The following is a 13,982-nucleotide window of genomic DNA, read 5'->3' as shown; positions in this document are numbered from 1 at the left end:
TCGCAAAACTCCTCAGATGCTGCCAGTGCAACCCTCACTCAAACTGGCGCAGCTAACACTGGTACCATTAGCCAAAACACTCAAAATTATGGTCTCAATGGATCGGACACGACCCAAGCCACATTGGTGCAAAATGGTGATGGCAACCTAGGTTATATTAGCCAAACCGCGATGGCCAATAGTGCAACGGTGACGCAAACCGAAGATGGTAATGACGCTTGGGTTTCACAAACCGCGACAGGCAATGAAGCCAATGTGGTCCAAGATGGGTTAAGTAATGACGCAGATGTACTGCAAAATGGGGTGAACGGCGTGGCCAGCGTCAGCCAAGTCGGGGATAACGATAAAGCTACCGTTAATCAGTTGTCTGGTTCTGGTAATGAGGCGGTCGTTTCTCAGATTGGCAATAGTTTTGGCAATACAGTCAGCATTACCCAAAGCGGTAATGATAACTATGCAGGTGCAAAAACTGAACTGGGTGATGGCAATACTATTACCATCACCCAAGCGGGTAACCGTAACCGGGTGACCAATAACCCTAATGCAGTTAACTATTATGGTACAGGTTTTGGTGCGGGTACCTTTGGTCAAGATAACGATGTTGTTATTTCTCAAACAGGTTCTGATAACTTAGCCTACGCGGATTCAGCCGATAACAATTCAAGCGTTGATATTGAGCAGGATGGTGAGTTTAACAATGCTGCAGCAGAATCTTGGGCTGGCACAGCTAATGATATTGATATCAGTCAAACCGGAAATAATCATACCGCGGATGTATATGTCTCTGGTGGAAGCACCAATAGTGTGACCGTGACTCAAACCGATGCATTTAATACCGCCAGTGTGACTAGCTTAGGTTCTAATAATACCGTTGTCGTTAATCAAGGCTCTGGTTCTATTTAACCTTGTCATTTCCAAGGGTGCCCGTGCGCCCTTGGTTTATTTGTAACTTGTTAATGATTTTATCGGCAACTCGATAATTAATCGCAATATATTGCCCGTCATCGTGCGTGGCAATAAGTTAGCATGTTCGAGAGCGGGAATAGAAATTAGTTAATATAGCGAGGAAGATATTCGTGCTATTCATCCTAAAACTCATTCGCTTTACATTGTTTGGTTTTATTTTCACAGCAATGGCGGTGCTGGCGGCGGATATTCAGGATGAACACTCGGCATCAGAGGAATCCATTTCATTAAAACCCCTTACAGAGGCAAAAAGCATTGATGATACTGATGAATATGAAAAGAGCGTGGAGGGTGGGTTAATCCTAAACCGAACGATGACTCGGTTGGGATATAACTTTTATCGTGAGTTTGTCAGTTCATATCGTGATATTGGCGGTCTCAATGATCATTCTGGGTTAACCGTTGTTGAGCAAGCTACCGCCAGAGATGGCAGTAAAATTAGTATATTGCATAGCCGTAAGCCAGTGTTGATGACAGTGGTATCACCCGTTAGTCGTAATATCGAGGCGCAGGCGGTTGCGGCCGCTAAGCGAATTGATCAGCAACTTAGACAGTTAAAAAATCAGAATCAATGGTTAGGCTTTGAAAACCCCGATTTAGCACCAGAAGAGTATTAAACAAGGATTTGTGATGAATAAGACACTCATAATGTTGGTAACATTAAATTTTTCTGTTGGTTGTTATGCGACTGAATTAGTTTATACCCCTGTTAACCCGGCGTTTGGCGGGAATTATTTAAATGGCTCATATTTATTATCCAATGCCGCGGCACAAAACAGCTATAAAAATGGCAGTGGGTATACACCGCCAACAGCATTAGAAAGATTAGCAAGCTCATTAGAATCTCGTTTAATGAGTCAGTTGTTTAATGATGCCGCCAATGGTGGTAATGGCTATTTAAAAACCAACGATTTTGAAATTCAGGTGGTTAATGAGGATGGTACTTTATTAGTGCATATTAAAGATTTGGCGACAGGAGAAACAACCGTCATTGAGGTCGGTGGTTTAGCAGACGATAGCACAGGGGGATAACCATGAAAGCCTTATATTGGATATGCGTTATTCTATGTTTGAGTGCTTGTTCATCCAAGAGTGAATTTGAAGACATTGAAAGCGCTTCTAGTTTAATGCCTAAAGGGGATACCTATTACGATTTGGTCAATCTTCCAAGACCGCAAGGCGTGATGGTGGCCGCGGTTTATGATTTTCGAGATCAAACTGGCCAATATAAACCTCTCCCATCAAGCAACTTTTCAACGGCTGTGCCGCAAAGTGGTACGGCATTTTTGGCTCAGGCTTTAAATGATTCTCAATGGTTTATTCCTGTTGAGCGAGAAGGGTTACAAAACTTACTGACCGAACGGAAAATATTACGCGCCGGGCTCAATGGTGATGCGAATAAGTTGCCGCAATTAAGTGGTGCACAGATTTTGATGGAAGGCGGCATAGTTGCCTATGACACAAATATCAAAACTGGCGGCGCAGGAGCGAGATATTTAGGTATTGGCGCCTCTGGCCAGTACCGCGTTGATAGCATCACGGTGAATTTGCGTGCGGTGGATATTCGTACTGGGAGGTTGTTAAGCAGTGTGACGACAACTAAGTCAGTGTTATCGATGGAAATCTCTGCAGGGGTATTTAAATTTGTGGATGCGCAGAAATTATTAGAAGCAGAAGCGGGTATTACTTCTAATGAACCTGTGAGTTTGTGCGTGGCAGCGGCGATAGAGAGTGCGGTTGTCCATTTAATTGCTGACGGTATTTGGAAAGGGGCTTGGAACCTTGCGGATGTAAAATCAGGCGTGACCAATAAGATTTTGCAAAAATATTGGTTGGAGTCGCGGGGGGAGGCGGCGTTGAGCGCAAGAGTTAATCGTCTAGCATTGGCGACGAAATAAAGCGCCCACTTAGCGGGCAGCCATAAAACGCGTCGGCGGGCGTGGCCCTTGGCTGGGAACTTGTTACTGTTAAGCGACTCAAGCTAAGAATTTTCAGCTCTGTAGCTTGAGCTCGGCAAATTGAGTTCAATAGGTTGAGCTCGGTAAATGGAGTTCAATAGGTTGAGCTCAGTGGTGACGGCCAAGCGGGGCTATGCCGTCAAGGGGGGGGTATCGCTCGTGGCGCGCTTACCCCTAAGCATGACTGAGATGGATGCAGCATATCCACCTAAAAATGCTTAGGGGGCCGCGTTGTTTTAGTGTTTAGTCCAGGCGTCTTGCCACGCGCTGCCAGTTCCTGGGGCATAGTAAGGCGCTGAGCCGCTACACCAACCGCTGTTTGGCCAAGGTCGGCATTGGTACACGCCACCTGCGTTAGTCACAATATCACCGGCTTGGTATTGGGTACCTGCACTGTAGGCTGGGTATTCTCCGGGCTCGCTACCGTCGTCATCTGCAACTAAGAACAGGGCAAATTGTTGCTTGAGGCTGTTATCTTGGTTGCTGATGACGAGCTGATAAGCTCCCGCGTCGAGTGATGCGCCCTGTAATGCCATGGCGCCATGACCATTAATGTGAGCTGTGCTGCTCGCGAGGATGCGCTCATCTTGTATAAGGCTAGCCGTTAATTCCATCGCTTGATTGGTATTAACGTTAAAGTTGATGCTGACTTGCCCTTGGGAGAGTGGGTAGCTCGAGGCTAGACCGCTCACCGTAAAGTTAGGCGTAATGACCGGAGGTAAGCCTGAATCGCAATCACTGTCGCCTTGGGATTTCCATACGCCCCATTCACCCGCTAAGTCAGGTTGCTCCCCTTGAGTCCACCAACCTGCTAGCCAGATTTTGCCTGCGTAGCTAACCGTATCACCGCCTAAGTATACCGTGCTTGGCTTCCATAAGTTTTCGCACACTGCACCTTGCTCTTTAACGGTCACGATCCGCACTGCACGGGATTGCTCACCAGCGCTGTCAGTTACACTGTAAACCAGCTCATATTGGCCGATACGGTCGTTATTGACTTCCCCTTCAATGCGGATGCTATGGGTCAGATCGCCATCTTCGGCATCGGTGGCGCTAACGCCTGCCATAGGATCAAAGGGCGCCCCGACGGTGATGCTGGTGTTATGGATGCCACTCAACTCAGGTTTAGTGTTATACACCTCTACAGTGCGCACTTGCTCCGTCGTGTTGTGATCTGAATCGGTGACTTTATAGGTCAGCGGATAAAGGCCAAGTTGCTGAGTATCCACATCACCTGTCACTTGGATGTCGGCCGTCAGATCTTTATCTTCGGCATCATAGGCGCTAACGCCATCGAGTGGGTTAAATGCACCACCTAATTTGACCCGAACATGGCCTAGGCCGCTGAAAATGGGTTTACCGTTTTCAGGCTCTGGCGGGGTAATGTCTTGGTTGTGAATAAACGGGCCATAGGCTTTGATAAATGACTCGTTATAGGCTTGGCCAGCGGCGTTTTTACCCATGTCCCAGTTGATCGACCAAGTCATCACACCGCGCAGTGGTTGCCCTTGATTTTTTAATTGCTCAAAGGCGGCAAACAGTTTTTGTGGATCGCGCACATAGCCTGTGGCGGCCGCATCAATATTGGTCGGGATGCCAAAGACCAGTTTGTCATGGGGAATTTTAGTGAATCCATGGCTGCCATTGGCGAGCGCATTAGCGATGTGGTAGATAAACTCTTGTTTTAAATTGTCATTATTTTGCGCAATCCAACCTAAACCATCGATATAAATACCGTCGCCCCCTTGGTTATAAAATTGCGGGTTAATCCAATCGTAATAGCCTTCAAGGGCGTTGATATAAGGCACGTATTTTCCGCCGGTGGTGAGGTAGGGGAATTCGGGCGCCATGGTGATTAAAAAGTTTTTCTGCTGCTGACGGTAATGATCTTTAACGATCCGTAGCGCTGCGGGGATCACGATTTGGTTGTCAGCCGCGGTGACAGCGGCTTGTTCAAGATCGATATCAAGCCCATCAAAGCCGTATTTTTCAACGAGGCGAATAATCTCATCGGCCAGTTCTTGCTCTTGGCCATTGCGCAGTTCGATGTGCGCATCCGCGCCACCTAAGGCGATTAATACCGCGCGGCCTTGACGATTGAGTTCACTAATTTGCTCAATAAATTGCGCTTCAGTTAAGCCAATTGCAGGGTCGAGTTTGAAGGTCGGAATGGTGCCGTTGGCACCATAGCTTTTCATGAATGAAACATCGACCACATTATATTGCGGATTGACCTGCGCTAAGGTCACGCAGGGGGCGATACCGCCTTGATAACCTGCGCCATCACACCAGTTATGCCAGTAACCCACGACGACGCCAGCTTGCGGGTTGACCATTGCGGATCCCTCTGCGCTTGCTGGGGAGGCGAATACCGCGGTGGCGAGTGCAATGCTGCTAAACAGCGTATTGAATTTAAACGATTTCATTGAGTCTTGCCTTTTTCTTTCTATCAAAAATAACCAACACAGTTTAATGTGCTGAAGGTGCTTGTATGTATGAAATTGGTGTCAAGTCGGCTGATAATCTTGTTTAACTTTGGTTAAATTGCGTATTTTTTTGAATTTGTTTTAATTTAAAAAATTCTTTAGCTATTGGTTATTATGCATATTTTTTTAGATATTTACATAAAAATGGGTTTCGTTATGTATTTTGTTTGTAATTGATGTTTTTAGTCATTAATTTGACGGTGTCAATTTCGTGGAGCCTTGTGACGCTAGGCCATTGAAGGGAGGGGTTGCAGCGGTAATGGGGGGGCACAAAATCAATTTTTTAGGAGAAGTTGAGGACTGTGAGCCAGGCTGTGGTTTTTTGCTTGTCTTCTTTTGCATTTAAGGGCAAAATCCGCGCCGCAAAAATAACCGTGGTGCTTACGTATCTCGGTTATTTTTCATTTATAAGGTAGGCGTTTTAAACCAATTGAGGCCGGTAAATATCCGGAAATGATACGAGGTTCGGTTGAACCACTTTTACTGAGGACAAATCAATGGGGCTGTTGTTTAGCACATTTTCGGTGTTTACCGTAAATCTATCTGTTGAATTAGCGCACCGCCTTAAGGGGTGGGTGGCTAGTCAAAAGCAAAAACCACTTGTAGATATTCGCTTAGCGGTTAAGCCGTGTATCACGGAGGTGTGCTGATGAGTCAACAAAAGCCGGGTTTAAAACAAACCCTCAACCTGTGGCAGGTCGTGGTGATGGGGCTGGCCTATCTCACACCTATGGCGGTGTTTGATACCTTTGGTATTGTTTCAGAGATCACCTCTGGCCATGTGGCTACCTCTTACTTGTTTGCGCTCGCGGGCATCTTGTTCACCGCCTTCAGTTATGGGCATTTAGTTCGCAAATATCCGTATGCGGGCTCTGCTTACACTTACACCCAGAAAACCTTTAGTCCGAATGTCGGCTTTATGGTGGGTTGGTCATCGCTGCTTGATTACATGTTTATGCCGATGATCAATATGTTGCTCGCGAAAATTTATCTTACCGCCATGTTCCCTAGCGTTGAGCCATGGATCTTCATTTTTGCGTTAGTCACGATTATGACCCTGCTGAATCTCAAGGGCGTTAATATCGTGGCGAACTTAAATGGGGTTATCGTTTTTGCACAGATCGCGATTATTCTGGTGTTTATCGGCTTGATGGCCTATAGCCTCTCCCTTGGTGAGGGCGAGGGTGTCGTCGCCAGTGTGCGACCGTTTTATTCAGATAACATGGCGCTCGCTCCGCTGTTTACTGGGGCGACCATTTTATGTTTTTCCTTCCTTGGCTTTGATGGGTTAAGTTCACTGACCGAAGAAACCAAAGACGCAAAACGGGTTATCCCGCGGGCGATTGTGCTGACGGCGCTCATTGGCGGTGTGATTTTTGTGGGGGTTTCTTATTTCCTACAGTTGTATTTCCCGGACATTTCCCGCTTCCAAGAGATTGATGCGGTATTGCCTGAGATCGCCCTGTATGTCGGCGGTAACCTGTTCCAGTCGATAGTGTTAGTGGCAACTACCATTGCGGTGTTGGCCTCGGGCATGGCGGCTCATGCGGGGGTGGCGCGCATTTTATATGTGATGGGCCGGGATAATATGCTGCCGCAAAAAGGCTTTGGCTATATCCATCCTAAATGGCGCACTCCGGCTTTTAACGTGCTATTGGTGGGTGGCTTGGCATTGTCTGCTGTGTCATTTGATTTAGAAATGGCCTTAGCTTTAGTGAATTTTGGGGCGCTGGTTGCTTTTACTTTTGTTAACTTGTCAGTGATTGTGCAGTTTTACATTAAGGAGCAACGCAATAAATCCTTACGAGAACACCTGCAATATTTAGTGTTACCCCTGTGCGGTGCGGGCACTATTGGCGTACTGTGGATGAACTTAGAGCCTGAGTCGTTAGAGCTAGGGCTGATTTGGGCGGCTCTTGGGGCGGTATATTTGGTGCTGCGTAGCTTACGTTTGCGCCGTATGGCTGAATTGCAAAACTCATTGAGCGCCGACTGAGGGCTGGCATCGCCTATCGCTCGGGGTAATATCTCCGGGCGATGGGAGGCAAGCGTGATTAAATCAAACAGTGATTAAATCAAACGGTGATTAAAGAGTGCTTAGGCCGAGTGTGAGCGTTTTTGCGGAAGGCTCGGTTTGAACTAGGAGTTCGGCTCGCCTTTGAGCCGAACGTCGTAGTCTTGAGTTTGACTATCTTAGTCTTGACTATCTTAGTCTTGAATTTCGCTGCGTAGGTACTTAAACAGCTCTTTAGAGGATTTTGATTCAGGGCCTTTAGCCAGCTCTTTGGTGGCTTGGCGCACTAAAGTACGCAGTTTTTGGCGATCCAGTTGCGGATAATGTTCCATTAGGCTTTGGATTTCTGCATCACCTTGGGTCAATAAGCGCTCGCGCATTTTTTCAAACATCTGCAGTCGAGCGGTTTCGTTGTTGTTTTTGTTGAGTACAATCGCCAAGGCCGCTTTAATCGGCTCTACATCAAAATTACGCATTAGTTTGCCGATATACTGCATATGGCGGCGGTATGCCTCAGTATTGACTTTGATTTTGCGCGTTTGCAGAATTGCATCGTACAAAAATTCATCCAGCTCGATTTTATCTAGCTGAGTCTTGCTCAGTGAAACCAGCTCCATACCAATTTTTTGAACAGCTTCACTATCACGCTTGTCCGACGTTTTGCTGCTGACATAATCTTCATCAATGTCGTAGGGCTGCTTAAAATGCTCTGAATCACCAACAATCTTCATATAGATAAAACCTCAAGTAAAAAACCTGCTAATAATAACATCCTCACGCAAAAATCGCCTCAATATTTGCGCCAGATGATCTCCTGTGCGGTGGAGCTTGTCTCGCTCGCTTGATGGCAAAGGGCGTTACACCGTCTTAGCGTTGGTATCACCAAGCGCATTTTCCTTTTATCCCAGCCCCGTTTCGGCTTGCAATTGTGTTGCCGCGGCTACGCACGGCCAGTGCTGACTTATTGGTATATGCGTAAGTTTGGTCGCTTAAGCGTTTATCCGCAGACGTAGGTTGGCTAACTCATACTGGGGCGCGGTGCTAATAATTAATGTGAATGGGATTTGTGTTTGTTATGCTAATGCCATTGCCGATAACGAAAGAGTAGCTTTGTGTCTTTAAACAGAATCGATAGTGAATTAACCGCATTGAAACAGGCGGTTGCCGTGGCGCTCGACTATGCCCATAAATTAGGAACCAACGCTGCGGAAGTGGCGATCAGTAAGCAACAAGGCTTATCGGTGTCAACTCGTTTAAAAGAAGTTGAAACCGTAGAGTTTAATAAAGATGGCGCTCTTGGGATCACTGTGTATCGTGAGGGCTGCAAAGGCAGTTCATCGACCTCAGATTTAAGCCCGCAGGCCATTGCCTTGGCGGTGAAAGCGGCGGATGATATCGCCCGTTATACCTCGCCAGATCCTTTTAGCGGGCTGGCCGACAAAGCCTTAATGGCTACGCAGATCCGCGATCTTGAGTTGTATTATCCTGAAGATATTTCCCCAGATGAATTAGCTAAGCTTGCCATTCGCGCCGAAACGGCGGCATTAGATGCCGATCCGCGTATTAATAATTCCGATGGCGCGACTGCGAATGCTCACACCTCGGTGAAAGTTTATGGTAACAGCCATGGCTTTTTGAACGGTTATTGCAGCTCCCGCTACAGTTTAAGTTGCAGCGTGATTGGTGAAGATAGCGCGGGCAATATGCAGCGGGATTACGATTACACCATCGCTCGCCAATTGAGTGAGCTGCTGACGCCGGAAACCGTGGGCTTAAAAACTGCCGAAAAAACCGTTAGCCGTTTAGGCGCCCGCAAAATTGCCACGACCCGTTTACCCATTTTGTTCGCGCCCGAGATTGCCACAGGCTTAATGGGCCATTTAATTGGGGCGATTAGTGGCGGCAGCTTGTACCGTAAATCCAGTTTTTTATTGGATGCGATTAACACGCAAATCTTCCCTGAATGGTTCAATATCGAGGAGCAGCCGCATTTATTGGGCGCGCTTGCCAGCGCTAATTACGATAGTGAAGGCGTGGCGACTCAAGAGCGTCGTATTATCGACCAAGGCACGTTAGCCACCTATCTGCTAACCAGTTATTCGGCGCGCAAGTTAGGCTTAGCTAACACTGGCCATGCCGGCGGGATCTATAACTGGACCTTAAGCCATACCGGGCACACCTTTGATGAGTTGGTAAAAGGTATGCATACCGGCTTGATCGTGACCGAAGTGATGGGCCAAGGTGTGAATATGGTCACTGGAGATTATTCCCGTGGGGCTGCAGGGTTTTATGTGGAAAATGGTGAGATCCAATATCCGGTAGAGGAGATCACGATTGCCGGTAACCTTAAAGAGATGTTCCGTGGTGTGCAGGCGGTGAGCCAAGATCGCGATCTGCGCTCCTCGATCCGCACCGGTGGGATCTTGTTATCTGAAATGAAAGTCGCGGGTAACTAAATTGGCGAGCTAAGTTTGTGGTGAGCTAGGTTTGTGATTAGCTAGGTTTGTGATGAGCTAGGTTTGTGATGAGCTAAGTTTGTGGTCAGCCTAAGGGTAGCCAAATACTAGGCGTTCATTTTCTGTTTAGCCTGGCTTATTTTGGGGTTAAGTGAGGTTGGATGCATAACATCTCGTGGCGTGCATCCCCGACAGTCGTTTGAATTGGGGCAAACGATGCGTGACTTGACCAGTTTGCTCCGCTTGGCTCTGGCCGTTGTGATGAGCATTAGGATTTTTCACCGTACGGCGAATAAAAAAGCGAACCCACAGGTTCGCTTTTTTATTGTACTTTTTACCTAGCACCTAGCACCTAGCACCTAGCACCTAGCACCTAGCGCTTAGCACTTAGACTTAACAGCTCGCACTTAGGCTTAGCACCTCGCTAGGCCGATGCGTCATCTTCGGCATCGGCGTCCACTAACTCTGCCCAGAGATCGTGCTCATCTGAGTGAGTGATCACGGCGCGCACTAACATGCCGGGTTCGAGTTCGGTTTCACCGTTGATAAACACCATACCGTCGATTTCTGGGGCATCAGCGAAACTGCGGCCAATCGCGCCTTCTTCGTCCACATCATCGATCAGGATGTCCATGGTACGGCCAACAAAGCGCGCTAAACGCTCGGCGCTGATCTCGGCTTGGACTTCCATAAATCTGTGGTATCTGTCTTCTTTGACTTCTTCGCTGATAAGCTCGGCGATGGTGTTCGCGACAGCGCCTTCCACTTCTGAATATTTGAAGCAGCCAACGCGGTCGAGACGGGCTTCACGCAAAAAGTCGAGCAGCATGTCGAAGTCTTCTTCGGTTTCACCGGGGAAGCCGACGATAAAGGTCGAGCGGATCACTAGATCTGGACAAATTTCACGCCAGCGTTGAATGGCTTCTAATTGACGGTCAACCCGACCTGGGCGCTTCATCATTTTCAGAATGCGTGGGCTGGCGTGCTGCATTGGAATATCGAGGTATGGCAGGATTAAACCTTCGGCCATTAATGGGATCAGATCGTCAACCCATGGGTATGGGTAGATATAATGTAAACGTACCCATGCGCCCATCTTGCCTAACTGGCGAGCAAGGCTGGTGATGTCCTGTTTAACGGGCATACCGTTCCAAAAATCGGTGCGACCGCCTTTGTCTTTACCGTAGGCCGAGGTGTCTTGGCTGACCACGAGGATTTCTTGTACGCCGGATTCAACCAAACGTTTGGCTTCATCCAATACGCTACCCGCCGGGCGGCTATCTAAATCGCCACGCAGTGCAGGAATGATGCAGAAGGTACAGCGGTTGTCACAACCTTCTGAAATCTTTAAATAAGCGTAATGCTTAGGCGTTAACTTAACCCCAGTTTGTGGGATTAATGAGGTAAAGGGATTGTGCTCTGGCTTGGGCACGTATTTGTGGACGTGCTTTAACACGGCTTCATAGCTGTGTGGGCCAGTGATTTCGAGTACGTCTGGGTGGACTTCGCGGATTTGGTTTTCTTTGGCACCTAAGCAGCCGGTCACGATCACTTTGCCGTTTTCTTCTAAGGCTTCGCGCACCGCATCTAAGGATTCTTCCACCGCCGCATCGATAAAACCGCAGGTGTTGACGATCACCAGATCGGCATTGTCGTAGCTATTGGTCACTTCATAGCCGTCGATGCGCAATTGGGTCAGAATGCGTTCTGAATCGACCAGGTTTTTGGGACAACCCAAAGACACGAAACCGATGCGATTGCCCGTAGCCACATTGCTTGTAGAATCAGCGCTGGCTGCTTCTAATGTTTTGGCTGGGGTCTCAAGCGTAGTAGTTTGCTTAGGATTAAAAGTTTCAACTGTCATGGTGTCTCGCTGATGCTGATAAAAGAGCGCCTTAAAAAAGAGGGCGGATTATACCTGAAGTGATTAAAAGGTACAGTAGCCGCGGTTGAAAAGTGTACAAGCTTGCGGAGGGATATGCGAGTCTCCTTACTCCCCGCCGGCAGATTTTGGTTGATGCTTTGACCTATCCTTTGGCGAGGGCAGGATGCTCGGCGTCACTGCTGACCGCCGTCATCGCTCACTGTCACGGGCTATCCTTGAGGTTCGCGCCGAGCCTTTGGCTTCACGACCATGCCGAATGATACGGCGAATAACACCTTCAGCTAAAAAAATGCGTAATAAAAATAGCCCTTTTCTGTTTAATGCGCGTTTATAGGCAAAGATGACGAGATGCGCAAAGCGCGCGCCTCAGCGTATATTGGGTGCCACCTTGGCAAATGCTGTTTTTGGGAGTGATGATGAAAAAGTCAATGTTAACGATTGTTGGGGCCAGATTAGGGATGAGATTGGGGGCGGGGTTAAGTCTCTCTAGTGTGTGTTTTGCCTTGTTGGCGGCGCCTGTCGTGCTCGCCGCCGATGTGGATTTTGCCCATATTGAAACCAGCGGCGTAAGCCAAATTCAGTTGGAGCCGGATATGGCGGATTTGGTCGTGGAAGTGGTGGTGACCGATACAACCGCGAAGGCCGCGAAAGATCAATCCGATGCCGCAGTGGCTAAGTTTATCGCACGCCTAACCGCCGCAGGTGTAGCTAAAACATTGATCCAAAGTGCTAATTTAAATCTACAGCCCCAATATTTGTATGTTCAGGATAAGGCCCCTGAGCTCACAGGTTATACCGCGAGCCGCCAGTTAACGGTGACAGTACAAGAGCTGAGCCAATTAAATACGCTGTTAGATTCCGCCCTTGAAGAGGGGATTAATCGGATTAAGCAGATTGCCTTAAAATCCAGTAAAGAGGCGCAGTATGTTGCGCAGGCGCGCCAAGCGGCGATCAGCGATGCGAGGCAAAAGGCGGAGTCTTTGGCAAAAGGGTTTGGGGAAAGCCTCGGGCAAGTATGGCAAATTCGCTATTATGATCAACGGCCTGTGCAACCCGTGATGCTGCGGATGAATGCGAAAGCCGACTATGCGCCCGCCGTGGCCGAGAGTTATCAATATGGTCAGGTGACGATTGAGGATCGTGTTGAAGTCATTTACCGACTGAAATAGTCGCAGGAGTATTGTCGCGGGATTGTCGTTATTTGAGATTGTTGTTATGTGGGATTCTCGTGATGTGGGATTGTCGTTGGGGGACTTGCTGGGCCTGAGTTGGGAATGCTTAGCGCTTAAGTTTAAGCGATTGTGGGCTTAGTTGAGCTGAGTGTCAGCCAGCCTTAAAGATCGCGCGAAATCTTCGCGTGGTACTCAAGCTGTAGGCAAGTTTTAGATGCAGCGAAGTTTTAGCTGCAGGGAAGTTCGAGCAGCCAGTTCGTGAGCGATTTCACTAAAATGCGGCCGCAATTAAATGCGGCTATCTGTTCAAGGGGAACTGGGATATGATGCGCGCCCTTAATTAGCTCCTCGGGGCTGGCGAGTATGCCAGTCTGCCCATGACAGTGATGCCTACCGCTATGTCTTCCAACGCGCTTTATACCGATTTATCCGGCTATTACGATTTAATGTGCTGTGATATCAACTATCAACAACAGAGTGCTAGCATTCATCGTTTGCAGCAGTTATTGGGTAATCAGGGCAAGCGCCATCTGGATTTAGCCTGTGGTACTGGCCCCCATGTGCAGCATTTTCTCGACTTTGGTTATCAGTGCTCTGGGCTGGATATTCATCAGCCGATGCTCGATTTGGCGATGCGTCGCTGTCCGCAGGCGCAATTTTCGCTGCAGGATATGACGGCGTTTTACCTCGATGAGCGCGTTGATCTTATTACCTGTTTTTTATATTCGATCCATTACAGCGCGGGTATTGAACGCTTAAAAAGCTGCATTGCCAGTGTGCACCGTGCGCTAAATGACGGTGGGATCTTTTGTTTTAATTCGGTAGATAAGCACAGTATTGATAACGCTTTATCGATTAAGCATTTCACCGAGTTTGAGGGGCACCACTTTACGTTTGAATCTGGCTGGCATTACAGCGGCCAAGGTGAGCAGCAGGCGTTACATCTGTGTATCGAGAGGCGTCCACAGCCGCTCGTGCAGCAGGCCGACCTTGCGGCCCATTGCGGGATGTTGACAGGCTGTGGGGTTGAGCACGATCCGCATCA

At 48.1% G+C, this 13,982-nt stretch carries 10 protein-coding genes and 1 pseudogene; 8 read left to right on the top strand and 3 right to left on the bottom strand.

The window, feature by feature from the left end; all coding sequences use genetic code 11:
- The 4 genes and pseudogenes from ACRCZA_RS08190 to ACRCZA_RS08175 form a co-directional block, all read left to right on the top strand.
- Nucleotides 1–903 (top strand): annotated as a pseudogene (locus ACRCZA_RS08190) (beta strand repeat-containing protein); the annotation flags it as partial.
- A gap of 173 nt (nucleotides 904–1,076) precedes the next feature.
- Entirely contained in the window at nucleotides 1,077–1,583 is a 507-nt protein-coding gene (locus tag ACRCZA_RS08185) for a CsgE family curli-type amyloid fiber assembly protein (RefSeq protein WP_438673963.1), read from the top strand.
- Between the two features lie 13 nt (nucleotides 1,584–1,596).
- A complete protein-coding gene (locus tag ACRCZA_RS08180; protein WP_438673962.1) occupies nucleotides 1,597–1,998 on the top strand; it encodes a curli assembly protein CsgF in 402 nt (133 codons plus the stop codon).
- Nucleotides 1,999–2,000: 2 nt separating this feature from the next.
- On the top strand, nucleotides 2,001–2,864 hold the full coding sequence (locus tag ACRCZA_RS08175; RefSeq protein ID WP_438673961.1) for a CsgG/HfaB family protein: 864 nt from the start codon (nucleotides 2,001–2,003) through the stop codon (nucleotides 2,862–2,864).
- 296 nt (nucleotides 2,865–3,160) lie between these two features.
- Here the strand turns inward: ACRCZA_RS08175 and ACRCZA_RS08170 are convergent, their stop codons facing one another.
- Nucleotides 3,161–5,350 (bottom strand): immunoglobulin-like domain-containing protein, encoded by a 2,190-nt coding sequence (locus tag ACRCZA_RS08170; protein ID WP_438673960.1) that lies wholly within the window; start codon nucleotides 5,348–5,350, stop codon nucleotides 3,161–3,163.
- Between the two features lie 709 nt (nucleotides 5,351–6,059).
- Between ACRCZA_RS08170 and ACRCZA_RS08165 the strand changes: the two genes are divergently transcribed.
- Nucleotides 6,060–7,406 carry an APC family permease gene (locus tag ACRCZA_RS08165; protein ID WP_438673959.1) on the top strand — a complete coding sequence of 449 codons (1,347 nt, stop codon included), beginning with the start codon at nucleotides 6,060–6,062 and terminating at the stop codon, nucleotides 7,404–7,406.
- Between the two features lie 212 nt (nucleotides 7,407–7,618).
- Here the strand turns inward: ACRCZA_RS08165 and yjgA are convergent, their stop codons facing one another.
- On the bottom strand, nucleotides 7,619–8,155 hold the full coding sequence (gene yjgA, locus ACRCZA_RS08160) for a ribosome biogenesis factor YjgA (RefSeq protein ID WP_438673958.1): 537 nt from the start codon (nucleotides 8,153–8,155) through the stop codon (nucleotides 7,619–7,621).
- Between the two features lie 381 nt (nucleotides 8,156–8,536).
- Here yjgA and pmbA point away from each other — a divergent pair, with 381 nt between their 5' ends.
- Nucleotides 8,537–9,880, top strand: coding sequence for a metalloprotease PmbA (gene pmbA, locus ACRCZA_RS08155; protein WP_438673957.1), 1,344 nt, complete (start codon nucleotides 8,537–8,539; stop codon nucleotides 9,878–9,880).
- Nucleotides 9,881–10,304: 424 nt separating this feature from the next.
- Here pmbA and rimO read toward each other — a convergent pair whose 3' ends face one another.
- Entirely contained in the window at nucleotides 10,305–11,744 is a 1,440-nt protein-coding gene (gene rimO, locus ACRCZA_RS08150) for a 30S ribosomal protein S12 methylthiotransferase RimO (protein WP_438673956.1), read from the bottom strand.
- 437 nt (nucleotides 11,745–12,181) lie between these two features.
- On the opposite strand from rimO, the gene ACRCZA_RS08145 reads away from it, so the two are divergent.
- A complete protein-coding gene (locus ACRCZA_RS08145; protein WP_438673955.1) occupies nucleotides 12,182–12,934 on the top strand; it encodes an oxidative stress defense protein in 753 nt (250 codons plus the stop codon).
- A 401-nt stretch (nucleotides 12,935–13,335) separates the two neighbouring features.
- Nucleotides 13,336–13,982: class I SAM-dependent DNA methyltransferase (locus ACRCZA_RS08140; RefSeq protein WP_438673954.1), on the top strand; the 647-nt coding region annotated here is incomplete at its 3' end.

The organism is Shewanella sp. (assembly GCF_051658185.1).
Lineage (GTDB): Bacteria > Pseudomonadota > Gammaproteobacteria > Enterobacterales > Shewanellaceae > Shewanella.
This window is presented reverse-complemented; position numbering and strand designations above follow the sequence as displayed.